This window comes from Psychromarinibacter halotolerans (assembly GCF_029168315.1).
In the GTDB taxonomy this organism is placed as follows: Bacteria; Pseudomonadota; Alphaproteobacteria; order Rhodobacterales; family Rhodobacteraceae; genus Psychromarinibacter; species Psychromarinibacter halotolerans.
Window position 1 is genome coordinate 240,489 of the sequence record NZ_JARGYD010000002.1, and the last position, 25,152, is coordinate 265,640.

Annotated in this window: 27 protein-coding genes; 12 read left to right on the plus strand and 15 right to left on the minus strand. The window is 65.8% G+C overall.

The genetic code is table 11. The features are described 5' to 3' along the window. Nucleotides 1-186 precede the first annotated feature (186 nt). The gene (gene leuS / locus P1K30_RS06085; protein WP_275631802.1) at nt 187-2,760 is read right to left on the minus strand and encodes a leucine--tRNA ligase; all 2,574 of its coding nucleotides are present in this window, start codon (nt 2,758-2,760) and stop codon (nt 187-189) included. Between the two features lie 88 nt (nt 2,761-2,848). Continuing rightward, complete coding sequence (locus tag P1K30_RS06090; protein WP_275631803.1) at nt 2,849-3,385, minus strand: DUF3576 domain-containing protein; 537 nt, start codon at nt 3,383-3,385, stop codon at nt 2,849-2,851. A gap of 246 nt (nt 3,386-3,631) precedes the next feature. On the opposite strand from P1K30_RS06090, the gene P1K30_RS06095 reads away from it, so the two are divergent. The 3 genes from P1K30_RS06095 (at nt 3,632) to P1K30_RS06105 (ending at nt 7,588) form a co-directional block, all read left to right on the plus strand. Beyond that, nucleotides 3,632-4,582: a porin gene (locus P1K30_RS06095; protein ID WP_275631804.1), complete on the plus strand. Its 951-nt coding sequence runs from the start codon at nt 3,632-3,634 to the stop codon at nt 4,580-4,582. Between the two features lie 184 nt (nt 4,583-4,766). Beyond that, entirely contained in the window at nt 4,767-6,935 is a 2,169-nt protein-coding gene (locus P1K30_RS06100; protein ID WP_275631805.1) for a tetratricopeptide repeat-containing sulfotransferase family protein, read from the plus strand. A gap of 2 nt (nt 6,936-6,937) precedes the next feature. Next, nucleotides 6,938-7,588 carry a YggS family pyridoxal phosphate-dependent enzyme gene (locus P1K30_RS06105; RefSeq protein ID WP_275631806.1) on the plus strand — a complete coding sequence of 217 codons (651 nt, stop codon included), beginning with the start codon at nt 6,938-6,940 and terminating at the stop codon, nt 7,586-7,588. A gap of 36 nt (nt 7,589-7,624) precedes the next feature. Here the strand turns inward: P1K30_RS06105 and P1K30_RS06110 are convergent, their stop codons facing one another. Both P1K30_RS06110 and ribA read right to left on the minus strand, forming a co-directional pair. Continuing rightward, nucleotides 7,625-8,125, minus strand: coding sequence for a L,D-transpeptidase family protein (locus P1K30_RS06110; RefSeq protein WP_275631807.1), 501 nt, complete (start codon nt 8,123-8,125; stop codon nt 7,625-7,627). Between the two features lie 83 nt (nt 8,126-8,208). Further along, nucleotides 8,209-9,297 (minus strand): GTP cyclohydrolase II, encoded by a 1,089-nt coding sequence (gene ribA, locus P1K30_RS06115; protein ID WP_275631808.1) that lies wholly within the window; start codon nt 9,295-9,297, stop codon nt 8,209-8,211. Between the two features lie 163 nt (nt 9,298-9,460). On the opposite strand from ribA, the gene P1K30_RS06120 reads away from it, so the two are divergent. Beyond that, nucleotides 9,461-10,150 (plus strand): response regulator transcription factor, encoded by a 690-nt coding sequence (locus tag P1K30_RS06120; protein WP_275631809.1) that lies wholly within the window; start codon nt 9,461-9,463, stop codon nt 10,148-10,150. Nucleotides 10,151-10,335: 185 nt separating this feature from the next. Here the strand turns inward: P1K30_RS06120 and P1K30_RS06125 are convergent, their stop codons facing one another. Next, the gene (locus P1K30_RS06125; RefSeq protein WP_275631810.1) at nt 10,336-10,824 is read right to left on the minus strand and encodes a DUF1176 domain-containing protein; all 489 of its coding nucleotides are present in this window, start codon (nt 10,822-10,824) and stop codon (nt 10,336-10,338) included. A 220-nt stretch (nt 10,825-11,044) separates the two neighbouring features. Between P1K30_RS06125 and P1K30_RS06130 the strand changes: the two genes are divergently transcribed. From P1K30_RS06130 to P1K30_RS06155, 6 genes are all read left to right on the plus strand, one after another. Further along, nucleotides 11,045-11,485: a transglycosylase SLT domain-containing protein gene (locus P1K30_RS06130; RefSeq protein WP_275632278.1), complete on the plus strand. Its 441-nt coding sequence runs from the start codon at nt 11,045-11,047 to the stop codon at nt 11,483-11,485. 93 nt (nt 11,486-11,578) lie between these two features. Further along, on the plus strand, nt 11,579-12,367 hold the full coding sequence (locus tag P1K30_RS06135) for an exodeoxyribonuclease III (protein WP_275631811.1): 789 nt from the start codon (nt 11,579-11,581) through the stop codon (nt 12,365-12,367). 56 nt (nt 12,368-12,423) lie between these two features. Further along, a complete protein-coding gene (locus P1K30_RS06140; protein ID WP_275631812.1) occupies nt 12,424-13,077 on the plus strand; it encodes a DUF924 family protein in 654 nt (217 codons plus the stop codon). A gap of 87 nt (nt 13,078-13,164) precedes the next feature. After that, nucleotides 13,165-14,109, plus strand: a complete 945-nt coding sequence (locus P1K30_RS06145; protein WP_275631813.1) for a thioredoxin family protein — start codon at nt 13,165-13,167, stop codon at nt 14,107-14,109. 26 nt (nt 14,110-14,135) lie between these two features. Next, nucleotides 14,136-14,780 carry an LON peptidase substrate-binding domain-containing protein gene (locus P1K30_RS06150; RefSeq protein WP_275631814.1) on the plus strand — a complete coding sequence of 215 codons (645 nt, stop codon included), beginning with the start codon at nt 14,136-14,138 and terminating at the stop codon, nt 14,778-14,780. Nucleotides 14,781-14,869: 89 nt separating this feature from the next. After that, a complete protein-coding gene (locus tag P1K30_RS06155; protein WP_275632279.1) occupies nt 14,870-15,022 on the plus strand; it encodes a Trm112 family protein in 153 nt (50 codons plus the stop codon). 7 nt (nt 15,023-15,029) lie between these two features. Here the strand turns inward: P1K30_RS06155 and P1K30_RS06160 are convergent, their stop codons facing one another. Next, complete coding sequence (locus P1K30_RS06160; RefSeq protein WP_275631815.1) at nt 15,030-15,809, minus strand: sulfite exporter TauE/SafE family protein; 780 nt, start codon at nt 15,807-15,809, stop codon at nt 15,030-15,032. A 169-nt stretch (nt 15,810-15,978) separates the two neighbouring features. Here P1K30_RS06160 and P1K30_RS06165 point away from each other — a divergent pair, with 169 nt between their 5' ends. Further along, nucleotides 15,979-17,661, plus strand: coding sequence for an acyl-CoA dehydrogenase family protein (locus tag P1K30_RS06165; RefSeq protein ID WP_275631816.1), 1,683 nt, complete (start codon nt 15,979-15,981; stop codon nt 17,659-17,661). Between the two features lie 133 nt (nt 17,662-17,794). On the opposite strand, the gene P1K30_RS06170 is transcribed toward P1K30_RS06165, so the two are convergent. Beyond that, nucleotides 17,795-18,961 (minus strand): pyridoxal phosphate-dependent aminotransferase, encoded by a 1,167-nt coding sequence (locus tag P1K30_RS06170; RefSeq protein WP_275631817.1) that lies wholly within the window; start codon nt 18,959-18,961, stop codon nt 17,795-17,797. 178 nt (nt 18,962-19,139) lie between these two features. Between P1K30_RS06170 and P1K30_RS06175 the strand changes: the two genes are divergently transcribed. Continuing rightward, on the plus strand, nt 19,140-19,460 hold the full coding sequence (locus P1K30_RS06175) for a DMT family transporter (protein ID WP_275631818.1): 321 nt from the start codon (nt 19,140-19,142) through the stop codon (nt 19,458-19,460). On the opposite strand, the gene recO is transcribed toward P1K30_RS06175, so the two are convergent. From recO to P1K30_RS06215, 8 genes are all read right to left on the minus strand, one after another. Next, on the minus strand, nt 19,454-20,194 hold the full coding sequence (gene recO, locus P1K30_RS06180; RefSeq protein ID WP_275631819.1) for a DNA repair protein RecO: 741 nt from the start codon (nt 20,192-20,194) through the stop codon (nt 19,454-19,456). The two genes, P1K30_RS06175 and recO, sit on opposite strands and share 7 nt — an antisense overlap. A 59-nt stretch (nt 20,195-20,253) precedes the next feature. Next, nucleotides 20,254-20,586, minus strand: coding sequence for a DUF1491 family protein (locus tag P1K30_RS06185; RefSeq protein ID WP_275631820.1), 333 nt, complete (start codon nt 20,584-20,586; stop codon nt 20,254-20,256). Nucleotides 20,587-20,590: 4 nt separating this feature from the next. Further along, entirely contained in the window at nt 20,591-21,499 is a 909-nt protein-coding gene (gene era / locus P1K30_RS06190) for a GTPase Era (protein ID WP_275631821.1), read from the minus strand. Between the two features lie 92 nt (nt 21,500-21,591). After that, nucleotides 21,592-22,272, minus strand: a complete 681-nt coding sequence (gene rnc / locus P1K30_RS06195; protein ID WP_275631822.1) for a ribonuclease III — start codon at nt 22,270-22,272, stop codon at nt 21,592-21,594. Between the two features lie 72 nt (nt 22,273-22,344). Next, nucleotides 22,345-23,385, minus strand: a complete 1,041-nt coding sequence (gene lepB, locus P1K30_RS06200; RefSeq protein WP_338052355.1) for a signal peptidase I — start codon at nt 23,383-23,385, stop codon at nt 22,345-22,347. Beyond that, on the minus strand, nt 23,382-24,164 hold the full coding sequence (gene lepB / locus P1K30_RS06205) for a signal peptidase I (RefSeq protein ID WP_275631823.1): 783 nt from the start codon (nt 24,162-24,164) through the stop codon (nt 23,382-23,384). Before lepB (P1K30_RS06205) ends, lepB (P1K30_RS06200) begins: the two co-directional genes overlap by 4 nt. A 57-nt stretch (nt 24,165-24,221) precedes the next feature. Next, nucleotides 24,222-24,623: a holo-ACP synthase gene (gene acpS / locus P1K30_RS06210; protein WP_275631824.1), complete on the minus strand. Its 402-nt coding sequence runs from the start codon at nt 24,621-24,623 to the stop codon at nt 24,222-24,224. Then, the gene (locus tag P1K30_RS06215) at nt 24,620-25,078 is read right to left on the minus strand and encodes a hypothetical protein (RefSeq protein ID WP_275631825.1); all 459 of its coding nucleotides are present in this window, start codon (nt 25,076-25,078) and stop codon (nt 24,620-24,622) included. Before P1K30_RS06215 ends, acpS begins: the two co-directional genes overlap by 4 nt. Nucleotides 25,079-25,152: the final 74 nt, after the last annotated feature.

The window sequence follows — 25,152 nt, forward strand, 5'->3', positions numbered from 1 at the left end:
GGTCTGGCCCGGCCCGGTCGGCAGGGCCGGTGTCCGCCACAATCGCCCTGCGGCGGGTGAATGACAAGCGGTTGCTCGGCCCCTTGCGACCGTGGTGCGTTGTGCGGGCGCGGGCGGCGGGGGCGCTGCCCCCGTCGCGCTTTGCGCGACTCCCCCGAGGTATTTCGGAAGAGAAGAAGGCGCCGGTCAGACCACCACGTTGACGATGCGGCCCGGTACGACGATCAGCTTTTTCGGCGCGCCGCCGTCCAGTGCCTTCTGCACCGCCGGTTCTTCCAGCACGAGGGCTTCGATCGCGTCCTTGGCCATGTCCTTGGGCACCGTGATCTCGGATTTGCGCTTGCCGTTGATCTGGATCGGCAGGGTCACCGTGTCTTCGACCAGCATCGATTCGTCCGGTTTGGGCCACGCGTGGCCGGTGACCAGCCCTTCGCCGCCCAGCATCTGCCAGCATTCCTCGGCCAAGTGCGGTGTCATCGGCGACATCAGCTGCGCCAGCACCTTCGCGGCCTCGCGCTTGGCGGTGCCGCCAGCCTTGGACTTCGCTAGCGTGTTGGTGAAGGCGTAGAGCTTGGCGATCGCCGCGTTGAAGCCGAACGACTCGACCCCCATCGTGACGTCGTGAATCGCCCGGTGCATCGCGCGTTGCAGGTCCTCGTCCCCGTCGCCCGCGCCGTCGTCCATTGCCGCGATCTCGGACGCAAGGCGCCAGACCCGACCGAGGTGCTTGTAAGCGGCGTCGGCGCCCGAGGCCGTCCATTCCACGTCGCGTTCCGGCGGGCTGTCGGACAGGACGAACCAGCGAGCGGTGTCGGCGCCGTAGCTTTCAATGATCGCCAGCGGGTCGACCACGTTGTTCTTCGACTTCGACATCTTGGCCGAGGGCACGATCTGGACCTCGCGCCCGTCGGTCTTGAGGAAGGCCTTGCCGTCCGACAGCTCGACCTCTTCGGGATAGTGATAGACCGGGCGGCCATCCTGTTCGCGCGTGGTCTGATAGATCGCGTGGGTCACCATGCCTTGCGTGAACAGCGCGTCGAAGGGTTCGCGCGACTTGTCCGGCAGCATGCCGCATTCGTTCATCGCCCGCGCGAAGAAGCGCGAGTACAGCAGGTGAAGGATCGCGTGCTCGATGCCACCGATATACTGGTCGACGTTCATCCAATAATCGGCCTCGGCCCGGTCGGTGGGCATGGCGGCGCGCGGTGCGGTGAAACGGGCGAAGTACCACGACGAATCGACGAAGGTATCCATCGTGTCGGTTTCGCGCCGGGCGGGCTTGCCGCAGCGCGGGCAATCGGTGTCGCGCCACGTCGGGTGGCGGTCCAGCGGGTTGCCGGGCGTGTCGAAGGACACGTCATCCGGCAGGCGGACCGGCAGGTTTTCCTTTTTCTCGGGCACCACGCCGCAATCTTCACAATGGACCACGGGAATCGGGCAGCCCCAATAGCGTTGCCGGGACAGGCCCCAGTCGCGCAGGCGGTACTTTGTGATTCCCTGCCCCACGCCGTTGGATTCGCAGAATGCCACCGCCGTGGCGATGCCGTCCTCGCCGGTCTGTACTTCTTCGCCCGCGAAGCCGCGGATATAGCGCACCTGCTGCGGCTTCGGCGGGACGTAGGCCTCGCCGCCCTGCTCCGGCGCGACGTGGCCTTCGGCGTCGACGGGTTCAAAGGTGGACTGTACCGGCAGGTCGTACTTGCGCGCGAATTCAAGGTCGCGGGCATCGTGCGCGGGGCAGCCGAAGATCGCGCCGGTGCCGTAATCCATCAGGATGAAGTTCGCGATGTAGACGGGCAGTTCCCAAGCGGTATCAAAGGGATGGCGGACCGTCAGCCCGGTATCGAAGCCCAGCTTCTCGGCGGTTTCCAGTTCCTCTTCGGACGTGCCCATCTGGCGGCACTTGGCACAGAAGGCGGCGATCTCTTCGTTGTCGCGCTCCAGCTGTTTGGCCAGCGGATGATCGGGAGAGATGCCGACGAAAGAGGCGCCCATCAGCGTGTCGGGGCGGGTGGTGTAAACCTCGACCCGGTCGTGACCGTGCGGGCCGTCGACCATCGAGAAGGCGAACTGCAGCCCGGTGGACTTGCCGATCCAGTTGCGCTGCATCGACTTCACCTTGTCGGGCCAGTCGTCCAGCCCGTCGAGCGCGCTCAGCAGGTCCTCGGAATAATCGGAGATGTTGAAGAACCACTGGGTCAGCTCGCGCCGTTCCACCGCCGCGCCGGACCGCCAGCCCTTGCCGTCGATCACCTGCTCGTTCGCCAGAACGGTCATGTCGACCGGGTCCCAGTTCACCGTGGCGGCCTTGCGGTAGACCATGCCTTTTTCAAGGAAATCCAGGAACATGGCCTGTTGCTGGCCATAGTATTCCGGGTCGCAGGTCGCGAATTCCCGGGTCCAGTCGATCGAGAAGCCCAGCGGCCGCAGCTGGTCCTTCATCGTTTCGATATTATTGTAGGTCCAGTCCTTCGGGTGCCCGCCCGAGGCCATCGCCGCGTTTTCTGCCGGCATGCCGAAGGCGTCCCACCCCATCGGATGCAGCACCGAAAATCCGCAGCTGGATTTATAGCGCGCGATCACGTCGCCCAGCGAGTAGTTCCGGACATGGCCCATGTGGATGCGGCCCGACGGATAGGGAAACATCTCGAGCACATAGTACTTGGGCTTCGACTCGTCGCGCTGCGCGGTGAAGCTGCCGGCCTCTTTCCAGGCGGCCTGCCATTTCGGTTCGATTACGCTCGCGTCATAGCGGGACATTGCGCGGGACTTCCTGTTCACCAAAGAAAACGCCGGGCGATCCGGCCCGGCGTTGATACTTTGGTCAGACTCTGGGGTCTAGGGTGGATCAGAGGTTGCTGTCGCGCACCCGAAGCTGCCGCGCGCGGGTCAGAATCGCGTCCTCGATCGCGCGCACCGTTGCCGGATCGGCAGGGCCGGATTGCGTGTTCAGCGCCACCGTCAGCGACCGGGCGTCCAGCGCCGGGTCCTGTACATAGACAGTCGCGCGATACGCGCGCCCGCCGCCGGGCGGGCGGCCGAAGCCGGTGACGATCACGCCCGAGAACGGGTCGGCACCTTCGATCGGCAGGAAGGACAGCACGTCCAGCGCCGCGTTCCAGATGTACTTGTTGACCTCGACGGTGACGTTCGGGTCGTCCTGGTTGGCACCGAACAGATCCCAGATCGTACCGCGCGCAGCGCGGCGGCGATTCTCGACCTCGATCGGGGAATTCTGACGCTGCTCTATAACTGCGTCGCTGACCGGGCCGTCCGCACCGCGCCCGAACACGCCGTCGCCGACGCCGATGGACCCGCCGCACGCGACCAGAAGCGGCGCCGCGCCCAGAATGGCGAGAGCTTTCAACGGTTTGAAATAGGTCATGCCAGAGTGCCCCGTGCCCTTTGTTCGTTGGGGTGTACCGGACGCACATGCGAGCGACAAGGCATTTTCATTTCAGTAGCTTCCGGGCGGCGAAAACTCACTGTGGCATACGTGCATCAATCCTTTCCGCTTTGGCTGGACCGGTCCGGTCTTCGTTGCATTCGAAGACAGTTGGAGCGACACACCCAACATACTCAATTCGAATACCGGGTTGAGGTGCACCTTTTAACGAATGAGGGAAAACCAATGAAAAAGGTTCTCTTCGCGACCACCGCCCTCGTGGCCTCTGCCGGTATCGCGTCCGCTCAGGGCGTGTCGATCGGCGGCTGGGCTGAAATGGGTATTGTCGGCGGCGGCGTGTACGGCGACGAAGTCCAGTTCTGGACCGACATCGATGTTGAATTCCGCATGTCCGGCGAAACCGACAACGGCCTGACCTTCGGTGCCGGCGTCGACCTGGACGAAAACGGCGCCTTCGCTGGCACCACCCAAGGCGGCGAGTTCATCTTCATCTCGGGCGCGTTCGGCACCCTGACGATGGGCGACACCGACGGCGCTCTGGACTGGGCTCTGTCCGACGTGGGCATGGGCGCTTCGATCGACGACGCGCACACCTCGCACGCCGGTTACAACGGCAACAACGTCATGGACGGCTTTGACGGCAAAGACGGCCAGATCGCTCGTTACGACTACTCGTTCGGCGACTTCGCCTTCGCAGTGTCGGCTGAGATCGACGACTCCGGCGTTGATGACCCGACCTTTGGCGTTGGTGCCACCTACGCCACCTCGTTCGGCGGCGTCGACCTCGGCTTCGGCATCGGTTACCAAGCCGCTTCCGGCCCCGGCTTCGACTCCTCGGCCGTTGGTGCCAGCGTCGACGTGATGTTCGCTGGTGGCTTCCACGCCATCCTGAACTACACCTCGTACGACGATGTCGTCCTGGGTTCGGGCCTGGTTGTCGACTCGCACTACGCGATCGGCCTCGGCTACACCACCGGCGCCATCTCGGTTTCGGGTAACTACGGCATGTTCGAAGGCACCGGCGACGACAGCCAGTCGGGCTTCGGTCTGCAAGCCGCTTACGACCTGGGCGGCGGCGCCGAGGTTCAGTTCGGCTACGGCTACTCGGAAATGGACATGGGCGGCGTCACCACCGACACCGACCAGTTCTCGCTGGGTGTTGCGATGAGCTTCTGATCCATCAGGATCAACAGTTCCGGAAAGGACGGGTCAATCGACCCGTCCTTTTCTTTTTGGGGCACCGCCAGTCCCGGCGCGAGCCGCGTGGCCCGCATCATTCGACACGCCCCGGCGCGCGTGCTAGCTGATCCACGAACGGGCCCCGGGCCCGATGTGCCGGTTCACACAGCGATACGCCCCCATGCTTCCACTTGGTCCCGCCCAGATTCCCGCCCTTGTCAAAGAGGCCCGCGCGCTTGAGGCCGCAGGCAAGCTTGAACAGGCGCGCGCGAAATACGCCAACGTGCTGACAATCGACGGCCGCATGGCGCCCGCGCTGTTCCAGATGGCGCAGATCGACTTCAAACTGAAACGCTATGACAGCGCGACCGGGCTGCTGGACCGCGCCCTGAAACTGAAGCCCGGCGAACAGGCGCTGTGGGGTCTGTACGCCCGCGCGCTGGAACAGCTGAACGACCGGGCCCGGACCGCCGCGTTTCTGAAACGCGCCAAGGCCGCGCCCCTGCCCCCGAAATTCGTGGTGGCGATGCAGGATGCGCTGACCGGCAACCGCGCCCGCACCCGCGTCGATCTTGGCAAGGCGCCCCCGGATCAGGTGCAGCGGGCCGTCCGCATGATGGAAGGCGGCGATCCCGCAGGCGCTCTGAAGGTGATCGCAGCCCTGCGCCGGGCCCATCCCGAGGTGGCGCTTCTGGCGGATATCGAGGCGAACGCGCAAGCCGCGCTTGGCAATACCGCCGGGGCCGATGCCGCGTTCCGCGATGTCGTCCGGCTGGCGCCCGACTATGCGGAAGGGCTGGCGAACTACGGCGCTTTCCTGCAACGGACAGGCCGCTCGGCAGAGGCCGTGCCCTTTCTGGAACGCGCGGTGGCGCTGCTGCCGAAACTGACCCGCGCGTGGGTGGCGCTTGGCGCGGCGCGCGTCGGGGCGAACCTGCCCCCCGCGCAGGCCGAAGAGGCGTTGCGCCGCGCCCTTTCGCTGGATGCCGCACATCCCGGCGCGCTGCTGGAACTGGCACAGCTTCAGCTTCAGGAACATCAGGCGGTGCAATCCGCCGAGACCGCGCGCGCCGCGATCCGGGCGGGCGCCGACGCCGACCGCGCCCGCCTGTGCCTTGCCCGCGCGCTGGCCGAGGCCGGTGATGAAACCGCCGCGCTGGCCGAGCTCGACTCGCTTTTGGCCGACTCGCCCGGATTCGGCCCCGCCTTTTCCGCCCGTGCCGGCATTCTGCAAACGCTGGGCCGGTTCGACGACGCCCGCGCCGACTTCCGCACCGCGCTAGAGATCATGCCGAAGAACGGCGAGACCTACCGGCTGTACCTGCTGGCCGAAAAGATCGCGGCGGACGACCCGCTGGTGCCCCAGATGCAGGCCCTGTTCGATGACGACAGCGTCACCGACTTCTCGCGCGCCAACATCGGCTTCGCACTGGCGAAGACGATGGAGGACACGAAGCAGTACGACCGCGTGTTCACCTACCTGCGCCCCGCGAACGAACTGGTGCGGCAGCTGTACCCCTACGACGTCGTGGAACGGCGAAACCGCGTCGACGCGATCAAGGCGGCGTTCGCCGGTCGCGACCTGACCGCCCGCACCGTGTCGGGCGCCAGCGATTTCGCCCCGATCTTCGTGACCGGCCTGCCCCGGTCGGGAACCACGCTGGTGGAACAGATCCTTGCCAGCCATTCGCGCGTCACCGGCGGCGGAGAGCTTGGTTATCTTCCGCACGAATTGGAAAAGGTCCTGCACGACGCGGACCTGTCGTTCCGTGACATCGCCACGGTCCCCGACGACGACATCGCCCGCGCAGGGCGGATCGCGGCCGAGCGGATGCTGGCCCTGCACCCCGGCGCCGACATCGTCACCGATAAAAGCGTGCAAAGCTACCTGTCGATCGGGCCGATCCGGCTGGCGCTGCCGAACGCCCGGATCGTCGTGGTCCGCCGCGACCCGCGCGACAACCTGCTGTCGATCTACCGCAACATGTTCGCGCCCGGCCGGCACCTGTACAGCTACGACCGGAAAGACCTTGCCGCCTATTACCACCTGTTCGAAGAGATCATTGCCTTCTGGCGTCAGGAAGTGCCCGGCTGGTTCCACGAAATCGCCTACGAGGACCTGATCGCCGACCCCGAGGGCCAGTCTCGCGCCCTGATCAAGGCCTGCGGTCTGGACTGGGAAGACGCCTGCCTGAACTTTCACGAGAACAAGCGCCGGGTCGACACCCTGTCGGTGCATCAGGTACGCCAGCCGATCTACAAAAGTTCGCTGAAGGCGTGGGAACGCTACGGGTCCGAGGTGGACGAACTGCTCGACGCCCTCGGCGGCGACTACGCAAGGAAGGACTGACCATGGGTCTCGATGACATCACCGCCCGCGTGCGCAAGGCCGAGGACGCCGCCGGACGCGCCCCCGGCTCGGTAGAGCTGATCGCCATTTCCAAGGTGCAGCCGCTGGACCGGGTGGAAGAGGTGCTGAAAGCCGGCCAGCGCGTGTTCGGCGAGAACAAGGTGCAGGAAGCCGCGGGGAAGTGGCCCGCATTCCGTGACCGTTTCGACGGCGTGACGCTTCACCTTGTGGGCCCGCTGCAGACCAACAAGGCGCGGCAGGCGATGGAACTGTTCGACGTGATCCAGACCGTCGACCGCCCCAAGCTCGCCCGCACGCTGGCGCGGCTGAAGGACGAACTGGGCCAGTGCCCGGATCTTTACGTGCAGGTGAACACCGGCGAGGAAGATCAGAAGGCTGGCGTGTCCCCCGAGGAAACCGACGCTTTGGTGGCCGAATGCCGCGCGCTTGGCCTGCCGGTCGTCGGCCTGATGTGCATCCCGCCGGTCGACGAGGAACCGTCGCTGCATTTCGCGCTGCTGGCGAAGATCGCCGCGCGCAACGGGCTGGACAAGCTGTCGATGGGCATGAGTTCGGACTTCGAAAGCGCCATTGCCCAAGGCGCCACCTGTGTCCGCGTCGGGTCTGCCATCTTCGGCGACCGCGTCTACTGACCGCCGCTGCGCGGTGGGCCTCCGGCGGGGATATTTTCAGTTAGAAGAAGCAAGCGCGCGCGGCACGATCAACTCCGCGCCGGGCCGCAGCATGGCCGCCAGCGCCCGCAGATGATCGCGGCGCAGCGCGACACAACCCGCCGTCGGCCAGCGCGGCGCGCGCCACTGGTGCATGAAGATCGCGGAACCGCGTCCAGGCACGGCGTCAGGCCAGTTCCAATCGGTGATCAGCACAAGATCGTATAGCGGATCGGCGCGGCGCAGACGCTCGTGGCTGGGACGATAAGGCGCGCGCACAAGGTGGTTGTAGTTCGGGTCGCCGCCGTCGTCGGACCACAGGTCGCGCGTGCCGATCGGGACGGCCCAACCGTTCGGCCGCGTGATCCGGTCGGCGCGGTACAGGCAGCCGACGATCCGGTGCACCCCCACGGGCGTCGCGCCGTCCCCCTCGCGTTTGTCCGCTCGGATACCGCCGCGCCCGATGGCGCAGGGAAACAGCCGCACGCCGACGCGCAGGCCTTTCGGCGTCAGCACCATCCCCTGCTTCTTCTGTCCGGAAATATCCCGGGGGTTCGGGGGCAGAGCCCCCGACGGGTCGGCGCCGAAGGCGGCGAACCCTTTCACAGGATATGCCCCGACTTTTTCGCCTTGGTGTCGAGATACTTCGCATTCAGCGGATTCAGCCCGACCTGCAGCGGCACGCGTTCGGTCACCTCGACGCCGTGGCCCTGCATCATCGTGACCTTGCGCGGATTGTTGGTCAGCAGGCGCACGCTGCCGAAGCCCATCCGCTTCAGGATGTCGGCACCGATGCGGAAATCGCGCTCGTCATCCTCGAATCCCAGCCGGTGGTTCGCCTCGACCGTGTCGAAACCCTGATCCTGCAGCGAATAGGCGCGCATCTTGTTCGCCAGCCCGATGCCCCGTCCCTCTTGGTTCAGGTACAGCAGAACGCCCGCGCCGTCTTCGCCCATCCGGGCCAGCGCGGCGCGCAGTTGCGGACCGCAGTCGCATTTCAGCGACCCCAGCACATCGCCGGTGAAGCAGGCCGAATGCAGCCGCGCCAGCACCGGACGGTCGCGCGGGGGGCGACCGATCTCGACGGCATAGTGCTCTTCCGCGCCGTTGTCGGGGCGGAAGACGTGGACGCGCCCTGCTTCGGACACGGCCATCGGCACCCGGCCCGAGATCACGTCGCGCATCGGGCTGGCGGCCTCCATCTCGGGTCCGGCGGCGGTGGCGTCGATCATGGTCAGCCCATGTGCGGCGGCCAGCGCGGGACCATCCGGAACCGGCACCAGCACGGCGGCGGGCAGCAGCCGGGCGGATTTTGCCAACGCGATCGCCGCGCGTGACAGGTCGGCGCCGCCCCCGCGCAACGAGACATGCGGCCCCTTCATCGGCATCGCCAGATCGTTGGCCGGGTCCGCCATGCCGCGAATCCAGCCCATGTCCACCGCGTCCGGCACCGCCACCCGGGCAAGATCGCCATCGTAGGCCCGCGCCTTCAGCGTCTCGGCCCGCCGGGCGGTGATCGCCACGTGCGGGCTGCCCAACGCGCGCAGGTCCGCCAGCCGCGTTGCATCCAGCGTCTCGGCCGCGCCGGCAAGGGCGGCGCCGCAGCAGTCGTGGATCACCACGGGCAGCCCCATGCGCAGGTCGGCGCGGGCGCGCGACAGCTGTTCTGCGATGGTGGGATCCAGAGCCATGAGGAATATCCGGTTGCGACGGGGCCCGTTCGTTACGGGTAGCCTGAAATATGAAACATTTCCGCCTGTGTCGACACGACCGCGTGAAATCGGTGCAGCAAATCTTGCAGGGAACCGGTTTCGCCCTCACTTCGTTGGACAGGATGCAAGGAGTTCGCCGTCTATGTCCACGAATTTGAAGAAAATCCTGCTTGTCGATGACGACGACGATCTGCGCGAGGCGCTGAGCGAGCAGTTGGTCATGACCGAGGATTTCGACGTGTTCGAGGCTGGCAATGGCCACGACGCGCTCGAGAAAGCCAAGGAAGGCCTGTACGATCTAGTGATCTTGGACGTCGGCCTGCCCGACACCGATGGTCGCGAGCTGTGCCGCGTGATGCGCAAGCAGGGTGTGAAGTGCCCCGTGCTGATGCTGACCGGCCACGACAGCGATAGCGACACCATCCTCGGGCTTGATGCCGGTGCGAACGATTATGTCACCAAGCCGTTCAAGTTCCCCGTCCTGCTGGCCCGCATTCGCGCCCAGCTGCGGCAGCACGAACAGTCGGAAGACGCCGTCTTCCAGCTTGGGCCGTACACGTTCAAGCCCGCGATGAAGATGCTGATCACGGAAGACGACCGGAAGATCCGGCTGACCGAGAAAGAGACCAACATCCTCAAGTTCCTGTACCGCTCGACCGAAGGTGTCGTGGCCCGCGATGTGCTGCTGCACGAGGTCTGGGGCTATAACGCGGGGGTCACGACGCACACGCTTGAGACACATATTTACCGGCTTCGGCAGAAAATCGAACCGGATCCGTCCAATGCCCGCCTTCTTGTGACCGAATCCGGTGGGTACAGGTTGGTGGCATAGGATACCCCTGCGTAAGGTATTCCGGACTATCGCGATGGTTGTCATCGCATAGTCTGACCACCATATGCGAAGAGTTCCCGTTGCATGTCCGGGTAATGGCATGCACCTCCCTGTTGGACTGGCCCGGGCATCACGCCCGGGCTTTTTTGTCCGCGGCCTTACCTTCGGCGTCCGACGCCCCGGAATCACTCCTCTTCCGGCGCCAGCGCGGGCACCCCGCACAGGGTCGATACCTTGTCCAGCGCCGCGTGGCTTCCGGACAGGCTGATCTCTTGGATCATCGCGGTCAGCCCGGTGCCGAAGACCAGACGCGCGCGGCTTCCCGACATCAGCGCGGCGATCATGGCCTCGTCGCGGGACGGGTCGAACGGGGTCGCGAAATCGGCGGTGTCCTCTGACTGTTCGTCCTGCGGCAGGCGCGACAGGTACAGGTGCGACAGCATCTGGCCATCGACCTGAACCGACAGCGGCACATCGTCCCCGTCCGGCACCTCGCCGCCCAGCGCCACGCGGATCGAAGGTGTTCCCCGTTCGGGCGGGCAGGCGATGGCAAAGCAGAAGAACGCGCCGGTCTCGGCGTCGTCATAGGGACAGACCGCGGCGCCCCGGCCAAGATCATGGCTAAAGGTTTCCCAGTCGGCGGCAAGCGCCGGACCCTGTGGAAAAAGCGCCAAGGCAATGAAAAGGCATAAAGCGGGGCGCAGCATTCGTGACAGTCACCGAGTCGTCCGTTGCGGGCCGTCCCATCTTGGCGCGGTAGGACCGCCGGTCAAGCGGACAGGCGCCTGCCCGCCGAAACGTGAATGCGCCCCCCGCGGCCGGGGGCTTTTGACCTGCCGCCGCGCACGCTAGGCTGACGTCGACGAAACCGGACGGGGACTGCCGATGCTGCGCATGTTGATCCTTGGGCTTTGCCTTGCCCTTGTCGCCGGATGCGGCGGACGCGAACGGCGCGCGGCTGACGTGCCGCTTTACCAAGGCGAATCCCCAGAACTTCGCGCGCTGATCAACACCTATGCCGACCGCTACGAAGTCCCGCGAGAGCTGGTACACCGGGTCGTCCAGCGTGAAAGCCGGTACACGCCCGGCGCCCGCAACGGGCCGTACATGGGCCTGATGCAGATCCACCCGACCACCGCGCGCACGATGGGCCATCGCGGCCCGCCAGAATCGCTTTTGGATGCGGAAACCAACCTGCGCTATGCGGTGAAGTACCTGCGCGGCGCGTGGCTTGTGTCTGGCGGTAACATGGACGAAGCCATCGGCTGGTACGCGCGCGGCTATTACTACGAGGCCAAACGCCTTGGCCTGCTGGAAGAGACCGGCCTGCGCTAGGCGATCAACCGCAGGTCGAACGCACCGGTCTTCGCCCTTGAGCCTCTGCCGCGCCGCGCTTAGGGTCCGCCGCACCGCGAACCGGAGACCTCCATGCCCTTCACCCTTGCCACCTGGAACATCAACTCTGTCCGCCTGCGCGAACCGCTGGTTCTGAAGCTGCTGGAAGAGGAACAGCCCGACGTGCTGTGCCTGCAGGAATGCAAAAGTCCGGTCGACAAGATCCCGGTCGAGAACTTCCGTGCGCTTGGCTACCCGTATCTCGTCGCGCGGGGGCAAAAGGGCTATAACGGCGTCGCCGTGCTGTCGAAGATCCCGATCACCGACGTGGGGGACATGGACTTTGCCGGGCTGGGCCACGCCCGCCACGTCGCGGTGAAGCTGGAGAACGGCGTGACGGTGCAGAACTTCTATGTCCCGGCGGGCGGCGACGTGCCGGACCGCGAGGTGAACGAGAAGTTCGGGCAGAAACTCGACTATCTCACCGAGATGCGCGACTGGTTTCACGCCGAACGCCCCGAGAAGGCGATCCTTGTGGGCGACCTGAACATCGCCCCGCGCGAGGACGACGTCTGGAACCACAAGCAGCTTCTGAAGATCGTCAGCCACACGCCGACAGAGGTCGACCATCTTGCGCAGACGCAGGACGCCGGGGGCTGGGTCGACATCACCCGGCAGGACATCCCCGAAGGACTGCTGTATTCGTGGTGGTCGTACCGCGCCCGCGACTGGTCCGGTGCCGACAAGGGGCGGCGGCTGGATCACGTCTGGGCCACGCCCGACATCTCGAACGCGGCGCATTCCAGTCGCGTCCTTCGCGACGCGCGCGGCTGGGAAAAGCCGTCGGACCACGCCCCGGTTTTCGCAACGTTCGACCTGTAGGGCTTGCCAGACCCCGTTCCGCGCGCAACGCTGCGTCAAGGAACGGGGGACGAACAATGCCACAACGACCTGCTGGGGCGGTGACGCCGGACGAGATCCTAGGCTTCTGGTTTCCCGACGACCTGCCCGACTGCGTCCCCGAACGTCACGGGGACTTCTGGAACAGCCGGATGCAGGGCGGCATGGATGCGGCAATCATCGACACCTACGCCGACGTGACCCTTGCCGCCGCGCGCGGCGCCTATGACGGCTGGGCCGAAACCCCGCGCGGACGCCTTGCGCTGTTGTTGACGTTGGACCAATTCCCCCGCTCGGTCTGGCGCGACACGCCCGCCGCCTTCGCGCAGGACATCAAGTCTTGCCGCCTGTGTTTGGATGGGATCGACAACGGTCATCTCAAGGCGCTGACCACACCGTGGGAACGACTGTTCCACCTGATCGCCATCGGCCATTGCGAAGGCCCCGATCACCTGCAGCGGATGGACCTGATCGTCCGGCTGGCCGACAGCATGGTGGTGCCGCTGTCACCGGACTTCGGCAACCTTTACGACGACGCCGGGAAGCAACCGCGCCGCGTGCGCGAGGTGATCGCCCGGTTCGGTCGCCACCCGCATCGGAACGCCGTCCTTGGCCGTCCCAGCACCCCCGCCGAAGAGGCCTATATCGCCGAAGGCGACTTTCCCCACGAGCGAAAGGCGGAAAAGGCCTGACGCCGCACGCGGCGGCAACGGCGCCGCGCCCCTTGCAAGACTGCCGGGCATGCTCCATCTAACGCTGCGACACGATATATTTATTGGATGGGGCACACGCCAATGCTGGAACTGGGCCAGAACACCGACCAAGCCGCGCCGCAAGGCGACCTGATCAAGGACGTGACCGAGGCGACCTTCGTCGCCGACGTCATGGAAGGATCCAAGGAGGTCCCGGTCATCGTCGATTTCTGGGCGCCGTGGTGCGGCCCCTGCAAAACGCTTGGCCCGATGCTGGAACAGGCCGTGACCGATGCCAAGGGCAAGGTCCGCATGGCCAAGCTGAACGTCGACGAGAACCAGCGCCTTGCCGCCGCGCTGGCGCAGCAGGGCCTGCCGCTGCAATCGATCCCGACCGTCGTCGCCTTCCACGAAGGCCGCCCGGTCGACATGTTCCAAGGCGCCGTGCCGCAGTCCGAGATCAAGGCCTTCGTCGACCGCGTCGCCGCGCTTGGCGGCGAAGACAACGGTCTGGCCGAGGCGATCGAAGCGGCCGAGGCGATGCTGGCCGACGGTGCCGCTGTCGACGCCGCCCAGACCTTCGCCGCGATCCTTGGCGAAGAACCCGAAAACGCCGCCGCCTACGGTGGCCTTGTGCGCGCCCACATCGCGATGGACGATCTCGAACAGGCCGAGGCGATTCTGAACGGCGCCCCCGCCGCGATCAGCACCGCGCCGGAACTGGAAGCCGCCCACGCGCAGCTGAACCTTGCGAAGCAGGGCGCAAACGCCGGTCCCGTCGCCGAACTGAGCGCGCAGGTCGAAGCGAACCCCGACGATCATCAGGCGCGGTTCGACCTTGCTCAGGCGCTGCACGCCAAGGGTCAGGTGGAAGAGGCCGTCGCCCAGCTTCTGGAACTGTTCCGCCGCGACCGCGAATGGAACGATGCCGCCGCCAAGCAGCAGCTTTTCACCATCTTCGATTCGCTCAAACCGCAGGATCCCGTCGTCCTGTCGGGACGCCGTAAATTGTCGTCGATGATATTTGCCTGAGGGTAACGTCGGGCTAGGTTTGCATCATGATTTCAGCCGCCGACCTGCCCGACACGATCCCGGTGTTTCCCCTGCCCGGCGCCCTGTTGCTGCCGCGCGCGAAACTGCCGCTTCACATCTTCGAGCCGCGCTATCTTGCGATGCTGGACGACTGCATGAAGACGCCGCATCGGCTGATCGGCATGGTGCAGCCCTATGAAACCCCGGGCGGCACCCAAAGCCATCTGCACCAGATCGGCTGCGCCGGCCGGCTGACGGCGTTTTCGGAAACCGAGGACGGGCGTTATCTGATCACGCTTACCGGGGTCTGCCGCTTCCGCGTCCGCGACGAGATCGAGGGCTTTACGCCCTACCGCCGGTGCGAGATCGGCTGGGACGACTTTTCGCGCGATCTTGGACCGGCGGAACACGACCCGGGCTTCGACCGCAGCGACTTTCTTGGCCTGCTGTCCCGCTATTTCCAGGAAGAGAACCTGAAGACCGACTGGGAAGCGATGCGCGAAGCGGATGACGAGTTGCTGATCAACTCGCTGTCCATGCTGTGCCCCTTCGAACCCGAAGACCGTCAGGCGCTTCTGGAAGCGCCGTCGCTGTCCACCCGGCGCGAGACGCTGGTGACGCTGATCGAATTCGCGCTGCGTGGCGGTGCAGGCGACGAGGTGATGCAATGACCGACGACACCGGCGACCGGCCGCAGGTGCTGCCGACCCCCAGCGACGACGCCTCGGTTCCGGCGCCCGCGCCCGCCTTTGACCGGCGGATGCTGGAATCGCTGGTCTGTCCGCAGACGCAGGCCGTGCTCAGCTATGACGCCACACATCAGGAACTGATCTCGCGCGCGGCGCATCTTGCCTTCCCGATCCGCGACGGCATTCCGGTCATGCTGATCGACGAAGCGCGCCCGCTGGAATAGCGCAGCCCTAGAACAACAGCCCCATCACGCCGCGCCGGATCAGGTTCAGCCCGGCAACGACCAGCACCACAAGCATCGCACGCCGGAACTTCACCGCGTCCAGCCTGTCGTGCACCGAATACCCCGCGACCATGCCCAGAACGACAGGCACCAGCATCGCGAAGGACAGGGGCAGCGTCTGGGCGTTCAACACGCCCGACCGCAGGTGCGACGCCAGCAGCACGATCGACCCCGCGGCATAGACGACGCCCTGCATCCGCATCGACTCGCCCTTGGGGGCGTCGATCGCGGTCAGATAGGCCACGGTCGGCGGGCCCCAGACACCGGACAGCCCTCCGGTGAATCCGGCAACGGCGCCAATCCCCAACTCGGCCCGTGTGCGGTGCTCGGGGCGGATGTGCAGCTTCCATCCGACGATCTGGACCAGCGCAAAACCGGTGATCGGAAGGCCCAGCAACAGGAAGAACACCCAACTTGGAATGACCCGCACCAACTGAGCACTGCCGGCGATGAAGACCAGCACGATCAGCATGTACAGCCAATACTTGCGCGTTGTGCCCAGCGCCGCCGCCACCCCGTCGCGCAACGCCTGCCACAGGTTCGCCGCCACGGTCGGGACGATCAGCGCCGCCAGCGCCAGTTCGGGCGATAGCTGGGACCCAAGCCCCGAGATCATGATCATCGGCAGGGCAAATCCCACCGCGCCCTTCACGAAGCCCGCGAACAGCGCGACGCCAAATGCGAAGGCAAGGATCGCGGGTGGGATCTGTGTGAACACCTCGAACATCGGCTTCGCTCCTCATGGGTCCCGACCGTCATACAGGCTTGCGCCGCCCGTCCCAGCGCTAAATCCTGAAAGTCACTTTTGTTCTATTTGAATATCTATTTTGAATTATTGTTGCGCTGCAGGTGCAAAGTCGCTATTCCAGCGGACGGAGTGGAGAAGGATGCGCCCGATGCCTCATGATGGACAGGACATGACTACCGATCGCGTGATGCTGCCAGACCTGCTGGCCCTGACAGCCGACGCCGTTTCCGCGGCACAATCGCTGCTGGACATGGCGATTGCCCGGGTGCGCACCGAAGTCACCGAAGGCGACCGCGTCTCTCCCGCGCGGCTCGAGGCGCACCAGACGGCGGCCCACGCGGTTGCGTGGCTGGCCACCTACGTCGAATCCCTGCGCCAGATGCAGCACTGGGCCGAGGCGCTTGATGCCGACGCCCGGTTCGGCGAGATGGAACGCCTGATCCACCAGATCGCGTTCGGCGAATACCTCTGGCAGATCTACGGCGGCATCCCCATGAGCCAGACCGAGATCGCCCGCCCGCAGGATATGTACCTGTCGCAGGACGATCAGCGTCACCTAATGACCCCGGCCGTGATGACCCTGACCCAGTCCGGCAATACACAGGCCGCCCGCATGCGTCTTGCCGCGCTGATGCAGGACAACGCCGGCCACGCCACCTTCGGCGCGTCCGGGCTGGACGACGAGCTTGAGATGATCCGCGACCAGTTCCGCCGGTACGCGGACGAGCGCGTGATACCCAACGCGCAGGACTGGCACCTGAAGGACGACCTGATCCCGATGGAGATCATCGAAGATCTCGCCAAGATGGGCGTCTTCGGCCTGACCATCCCCGAAGACCACGGCGGCCTCGGCCTGTCCAAAGCGTCGATGGTGGTGGTGTCCGAAGAACTGTCGCGCGGCTATATCGGCGTCGGCTCGCTGGGCACCCGGTCCGAAATCGCGGCCGAACTGATCCTGTGCGGCGGCACCGAGGCGCAAAAGGCCCACTGGCTGCCGAAGATCGCCTCGGCCGAGATCCTGCCGACGGCGGTGTTCACCGAACCCAACACTGGCTCTGACCTCGGGGCGCTGCGGACCCGTGCGGTGAAAACCGGCGACGACTACGCGATCACCGGCAACAAGACATGGATCACCCACGCCGCCCGGGCCCACGTCATGACCCTTCTGGCGCGCACCGACCCCGACAGCACCGACCACCGCGGCCTGTCCATGTTCCTTGCGGAAAAGACACCGGGCACCGATGCCGACCCCTTCCCCACCCCCGGCATGACCGGTGGCGAGATCGAGGTGCTGGGATATCGCGGCATGAAGGAATACGAACTGGGCTTCGACGGCTTCAAGGTGCAGGGCGAAAACCTGCTGGGCGGGGTCGAGGGCCAGGGCTTCCGGCAGCTCATGCAGACCTTCGAAAGCGCCCGCATCCAAACCGCCGCCCGCGCCATCGGCGTCGCGCAATCGGCGCTGGAAACCGGCCTGCAATACGCCACGGATCGCCAGCAGTTCGGCAAGCCCCTTGCCGCCTTCCCGCGCGTGGCTTCGAAACTTGCCATGATGGCGGTCGAAATCATGGTGGCGCGGCAGCTCACCTATTTCTCCGCCCGCCGCAAGGACAGCGACACGCGCTGCGACCTCGAGGCTGGGATGGCGAAACTGCTGGGCGCCCGCGTGGCATGGGCCGCGGCGGACAACGCGCTGCAGATCCACGGCGGCAACGGCTTTGCCACCGAATACCGGATCAGCCGCATCCTGTGCGACGCGCGCATCCTGAACATCTTCGAGGGCGCCGCCGAGATCCAGGCCCAGGTGATCGCGCGCCGGCTTCTGGGGTGATGGCCAATGGCAGAGGGGGACGCCGTCCCCCGCGCCTTTGGCGCCCCCCTGAGGTATTTTCAAAGAGAAGAAAGGGCGCCCTGCTTCTTCTCTTTTCAAATACCTCCGCCGGAGGCTCGGCCCGAAGGGCCGATCACTTTGACAGGAACGCCTTCATCCGTCCCAGCGCCTCGCGGATGTTGTCCTGCGAATTGGCATAGCTCAGGCGGATGTAGCCTTCGCCCAGCGTGCCGAAATCCGGACCGCCCACGGTGGCGACCCCCGTTTCCTCCAGCAGCGACAGCGCGAGCTTCTTCGCCTTCCAGCCCGTTTCCGAGATATTCGGGAAGGCATAGAAGGCGCCCTTGGGCGTGATGCAGGAGACGCCGGGCAGGTCGTTGGCAAGGTCGACCACCAGCTTTCGGCGGGCGTCGAATTCCGCGACCATCTTCGCCACCGCGTCCTGCGGACCGGTCAGCGCCTCTAGCGCGGCGTATTGGGCCGGGGTGTTCACGCAGGACCACGCGTTGACGGCCAGCTTGCGGGCCTTGTCGTACAGGTCCTGCGGCCAGACCGAATAGCCCAGCCGCCAGCCCGTCATCGCGTAAGTCTTGGACCAGCCGTTCAGCAGGATCAGCCGGTCGCGGATCTCGGGGTAGCCCAGCAGCGTGACGTGTTCCTCGCCGTCGTAAAGCATCTGGTCGTAGATCTCGTCCGACATGATCGCGACATCGGGCCAGTCCGCGAGGCCCGCGACCAGCTTGTCGACTTCGGCCTTCGGTGTGACGCCGCCGCAGGGGTTGGCGGGCGAGTTCACGATGATCAGGCGCGTCTTATCAGTGATCAGCGACAGCGTTTCCTCGGCCGAGAAGGCGAACCCGTTCTCTTCGCGGATCGGGATCGGCACGGGTTTGGCCCCGGTGAACTCGATCATCGAGCGGTAGATCGGGAAGCCGGGATCGGGATACAGGATCTCGGCCCCCGGTTCTCCGAACATCAGGATCGCGGTGAACATAGTGACCTTGCCGCCGGGCACGATCAGGACGTTGTCCGGGCTGACCTGCGCGCCGAAGCGGCGGTCCAGATCGGCGGCAACCGCCTCGCGCAGGGGCAGGATGCCGGTTGCCGCGGTATAGCCGTGCTGACCGTCGCGCAGCGCCTTAACCGCCGCCTCGACGATGTTCTCCGGCGTCGGGAAGTCGGGCTGGCCGATGCCAAGGTTGATGACATCCATGCCCTGCGCCGCAAGCTCTCCGGCGCGCGCCAGCACGGCAAAGGCGTTCTCTTCGCCGATGCGGTCGAATCCCGCGATGGTGTGCATGACTATCCTCCCATTTTTTCGGCCGTTCCGGGGTTGTTGCCCATCGGATGGCGTTTGGCAATGACCGCGCGGCGGGAAAGCGTGGACCTGGCGGGCAAGGCGCCTTGCCCGTGCGGTCCGCCGCCATCATGGTGGCCCCGACCGGGATGACCCGGACAACGTGGAAGGCAAATCTGTCATGGCATGGGTCATTCTGGCTGTCGCCGGCCTGCTTGAAATCGTGTGGGCGTCGGCGATGAAGAAATCCGAAGGCTTCACCGTTCTCGGCCCCTCGGTGGTCACGCTTGTGGCGATGGTCGCCAGCTTCGGCCTGCTTGCGGTCGCGATGAAATCGCTGCCGCTTGGCACCGCCTACTCGGTTTGGACCGGGATCGGCGCGGTCGGCGCCTTTGCCGTCGGCGTGGTCTTCATGGGCGAGGCCGCCACCCCTATGCGGCTTCTGGCGGTGGCGCTGATCGTCGGCGGATTGGTGTTGATGCGGATCGCGGGCGGTCACTGACCGCCGGGACGGTCCTGCCGGGCCTGCAAATCGACGAAGCGTTGCCGCGCCGCCGGTAAGGGGCGGTCGCCCAACGCGGGGGCCAGCCAGTTTTCAAGGAAATGGCCGGTGGTGCGCAGACCCTGCGCCACCTCGGACGAGGGCGCGTCATACAGGATGCGCAGGCAGCGCGGCAGCGGCAGAAGCCGGTCTTTCCATTCGCCCGCCCCGGCCTCGGACACCGCGCGCCCGGTGCGGGGCGACACATACTCCAGCCCCTGCGTCACGCCTGTCACGGCGCAGCTTCCGAGGTCGAGACCGAAGCCAAGTTCGTCCAGCAGGGCGAGTTCCCAGTGAAGGTACGCCAGCGGCCAGATCTCGGGGCGGTCGAGCATGTCCAGCAGCGTGACGCTGCGATCGTACAGCGGTTCGTGGGCTTCGCGTTCCGGCAGGGTGAAGGACAACAGCGCCGTCACCGCGTTCAGCCCGGCCAGCGCCAGCCGGTCCGACATCGCACCGGCGGCTCGGCTTTGCAGGGGTTCCACCGTGAAGGCGCCAAGGTGTTCTTCCAGCCGGGCGCGCCACGTGACATCCAGCTGGGCGCCGGGTTGCAGGATCGGCGCCGTCTTTCGGCTGGCACCGCCGCGCACGACGCCAAGATGCCGGCCGCGGCCGGGGGTAAAGACCTCGATGATCGCGCCGGACTCGCCGTGACGGCGGGACGACAGCAGGATTCCCTGATCACGCCATTCCATGCGCCCACTATCGCCGGGACGCGAGGACGGGCAAGGGGGCACGGGCAAGAGGGTGCGGCCTAGCTGTCGAGGCCTTCCTCGTCCAGCAGGTGGCGGCCTGCGCGGTCCTCGACCTCGATCACCCAAAGGTCGGGATCGAAAGACCGCTGTTTCGCGACCGAGGCGTCGACGTCGCGTTCGTCGCCTTCGGCCAGCACGACCCAGCGCCGGTCTCCGGTCATCAGGTCCACCGACCGCTGGTACAGCGTCGCGGTGCCGTCCAGCGGGCTTTGCTTGATCAGCACCGCGCCCGCCGTCGCATCGCCCTTTGCCACCACGAAGGCGGGAATGTCCGCCAGCCGCAGCCGCGCAAGATAGGCCGAGACCCAGAGGTCCGAGGTCAGCCGTGGCATCGGGTCAGCTGTTGCCGTCCGAGAAATCGAGACCGATCGCGGAATAGCGTTCCTTCTCGTCCAGCCAGTTCGGCCGCACCTTCACCTGCAGGAACAGGTGGACCGGGCGGTCCAGCATCTCTGTCAGTTCCTCGCGCGAGGCTTTGCCGACGGCTTTCACCGTCTCGCCGCGCTTGCCCAGCACGATGCCTTTGTGGCCATCGCGGGCGACGTAGATCATCTGGTGGATCACGGCGGATCCGTCGTCGCGTTCCTCCCAGCTTTCTGTCTCGACCGTCAGCTGGTACGGCAGTTCCTGATGCAGGCGAAGCGTCAGTTTCTCGCGGGTGATTTCCGCCGCGATCATCCGCATCGGCAGGTCGGAAATCTCGTCCTCGGGATACAGCCACGGGCCTTCGGGCATCCGGTCGGCCAGCCAATGACGCAAGTCGTCGACGCCGTGGCCCTTTTCGGCCGAGATCATGAAGGTTTCGACGAAGGGGAAGCGGTCGTTCATCTTCTTGGTCAGCGCCAGAAGCGCGGGGGCCTGAACGCGATCGATCTTGTTGATCACCAGCGCGACGGGTCGGTCGCCGCCCCGTTCCTCCAGCCCTTCGATGATCGCCTCGACGCCGTCGGTCAGGCCGCGCTGCGCCTCGATCAGCAGCAGAACGACGTCGGCGTCCCCGGCGCCGGTCCACGCGGCGGCCACCATCGCGCGGTCCAGTCGGCGGCGCGGTCGGAACAGGCCGGGCGTGTCGACGAACACGATCTGCGCATCGCCTTCCAGCGCAACGCCGCGGATGCGGGCGCGGGTGGTCTGCACCTTGTGGGTCACGATCGACACCTTGGTGCCGACCATCGCGTTCAGAAGCGTGGACTTGCCCGCGTTGGGCTCTCCGATCAGGGCAACGAAGCCGGCTTTCTGGGTCATGTCATGTCCAGTCTGGGAATCGCGCGTTCCTACATGATCCACGGGACCGGGGCCAGAGACCAGTCTTCATGACCAGTCCCCATGACCGGTGGCTAGCCGCCCAGCCGATCCAAAAGCGCCTTGGCCGCGGCCTGTTCCGCGCGCCGTTTCGACGGTGCCTCGGCGCGGCTGGTCTCGCCGGATTGCAGCGCGACCTCGATCGTGAAGACGGGGGCATGGTCGGGACCGCTGCGCGCGATCTCGCGATACTGCGGCGGCTTGTGGCCCTTGGCCTGCGCCCATTCCTGCAGCGCGGTCTTGGGATCGCGGGCGTCTTCCTCGACCGTTTCGATCCGGTTTCCCCAAGCGGTCAGGATCAGGCTGCGCGCCGCCTCGATCCCGCCGTCAAGGTAGACGGCGGCGATTACTGCCTCCATCGCGTCGCCCAGCAGGGCCTGCTTGCGGCGACCGCCCGAAAGCATCTCGGACCGGCCAAGGCGCAGGACATCGCCCAGCCCAAGGTCGGCGGCAACCTCGGCGCAGGTTTCCTTGCGGACCAGCGCGTTGAAGCGGGGGGCCAGCTGCCCCTCGGTGGCACCGACATCGGCGCTAAGCAGGGTCTCTGCCATGACAAGACCCAGGACCCGGTCGCCAAGGAATTCCAGCCGCTGGTTGTCGGGCCGGTTGGCGGACGACATCGAGGCATGGGTCAGCGCACGCTGAAGAAGCTCGCCGTTGGCGAACTTGTGGCCCAGCCGCTTGGCGAAGGCTGCTTGTTCCGCGGACAGTCTCACCGGATTCCTTCCATGACGCGCCCTACGGCGTCGGCATAGCCGAAGCCGGGCGGCGGCGGCAAGGCGCGCCGCCTACTCGATCGAAGCGAAATACCGGTCGGGCCGCCATGCCCAGACGGCCGCTGGCCGGCGCGCCCCGCTGGAGAACAGGACGAACCGTGCTTCGGCCATGATGCGGGCGGTCGGAAGGAAACCGACGCCGCCGTCGTCCGGGTCAAAGCGGCTGTCGCGGGCAGAGTCGCGGTTGTCCCCCATCACGAAGACATGCCCTGCCGGCACCGTGTACAGCGGGGTGTTGTCGCCGGGCGCGTTCTGTACGTCGAGGATGGTATGCCCGGTCTCTTGCGCAAGCTGCTCGACATACATCCGCTTGATACAGTCGGTGCCGGGCGGCGGGCCGAAGGCGGCGCACATCGGCCAGATCCGTTTCGGCCCTTGTTCGCGGAAGGCTTCCACGAAGGGTTGCAGCGCCAGACGTTCGACGGGGGTTCCGTTGATGTGCAGCAGGCCGCCGCGCATCTGCACCGTGTCGCCGGGCCGTCCGACCACGCGCGCCGCGCTGTAATCGCCATCAGACGGATGTTTGAAGAACACCACGGCGTTGCGGTCCGGCGTGCCGATGACCCGGGTGCCGATCACATAGTCACCGACAAGGAACGTGGGCTTCATCGCGGCGTCGGTCACATGGAACGGCTGCCAGACAATGCGCGAGACCGCGAAGCCGACCACGCAGGTCAGCAGGATCAGGCCGACGACGGGCCATTCGATCGGGAAAATCTCGACATCGGTGCGGTGATCGGTGGGGGCGGTCAGCAGGTACAGCAGGCAGAACAGCCCGATCACCGGAACGAAGACGAAGAACGCCAGGATCCCAGATGCGCCCGCGTCGTGATACCGGCGCACGCTGTAGCCCGCCAGCGGGTACAAAAGCAGCGCCATCAGGATGGTCAGAATAACGGCGGGAACCTCGTGCAGGATTCCCGCCAGCAGGATCGCGGTTCCTGTCAGCCAGACCGCCCCGGCAAGGGCAAGGAAGATCCTGAACCGGGTGCGGTCGGTGCGACCGTCCCAGTCAAGCCAGTCGGTGGCCAGTTCCCTGGCCAGCGATCCTATTCGATGGCTTTGAAGAACCTGTCACCCCTCCACGTCCAGAAAAACAGCATCGACCGGCCCGCGGACGAGAACATGATCCGGTCGGCACGGCCGATCAGGTTTTCGAAGGGCACAAAGCCGACGCCGCCCGCGCCCTGAGCGACGCGGCTGTCGGTGGAGTTGTCGCGGTTGTCGCCCATGAAGAAGAACTGTCCTTCCGGGACGGTGAAGACCGGCGTGTTGTCCAGACGTGTGTTGGTGATGTTCAGAACCGAGTGTTCCACACCGTTCGGCAAAGTCTCGATGAACTTTTCCTTGATGCAGTCGGCACCAAGGCCCGGGCTGGGGTTCGCGCACTGCGGCAGGTTGCCGGCGGGACCCTGCGGTTCGAAGGTCTCGACGAAGACACCGTCATCCGTCTGCGGAACCACTTCACCGTTGATGGACAGCACGCCGTCCTGCACCTGAACCTTGTCACCCGGCAGGCCGATCACCCGCTTGATGAAGTCCGATCCGGTGGTCGGATGGCGAAACACGACGACATCGCCAAGTTCGGGTTCCTCGCCCATGATGCGGCCCGAGAACGGGCACATGGCGAACGGGCAGCTGTACTGCGAATATCCGTATGCCATCTTGTTCACGAACAGGAAGTCCCCGATCAGCAGCGTGTCCTTCATGGATCCGGACGGTATCCAGAAAGGCTGAAAAAAGAGTGTGCGGAACACGCCCGCGATGAGCAGGGCGTAGACAATTGTCTTGATCGTCTCGATGATCCCGCTGCCGATGGAATTGCTGGACATTCCGGTTCCCCGCTCGCCTCTATTTGTAAGTCGTCATGGGCGCGCGCGCCCTCGGTGTCAAGGCAACGGCCTTGCCTCTATGATTACGAAAGCCTGCGCCCACGGATGGTCGTCCGTCAGGGTCACGTGGACGATGGCCTCGTGCCCGTCGGGCGTCATGTCTTGCAGGCGTTCCGCCGCCCATCCGGTCAGCGCCATGACGGGCTGGCCGGTGTTCAGGTTCGACACCGCCATGTCCTTCCACGCGATGCCCATCCGCAGCCCGGTGCCCAGCGCCTTGGAGCAGGCCTCTTTCGCGGCCCACCGCTTGGCATAGGTGCCCGCGGTGTCGCGCCGCCGCTCGGCCTTGGCCTGTTCGACATCGGTGAAGACACGGTTGCGAAAGCGGTCGCCGAACCGTTCTAGCGTCCGTTCGATCCGCTCGATGTTGGCAAGGTCGGTGCCGATGCCAAGGATCATGGGATTTCGAACCTCGGGGTCAGATCGCCGGTCGACTGGTTCACCGTCACGGCAAGGATCGCCGGATCGAACCCGCCGGTGGCGGCGGCGAACATTTCGACCCCGACGCGCAGGGTCAGCCCCGTCGCCGGATCGTAGGCCGCCGACAGCGCGCCGAAATCCATGTTCGCAAAGCCCATCCCCTCGTCCATCCCGACGATGCCGCAATCGGGCGTGCCAAGCTCGTCGTAGGGGGGGTGGATGATCAGCAGATAGAAGGCCCCCACCGCCGGTTCCACGGTGTCCAGCAAGGCCACCCGGATCGCCCCATTCGCGAAGGTGGTCGTGTTGGCCTCCCACGGTTCGGCGATGTTGCGGGCGCTGCCCTGCCAGCCGTTGCAGTCGATCACCGTCTGCGCCTGCGCCGCGGCGGCGCACAGACCCAGCGCGGCCCCGATGACCAATGATCTCAACATCCCGGATCCTCCCGCAAGGGCGCCCCGATTTCGCGCGGGACATGCAAGCATTTCGCACGGCAGGGGCGCTTTGG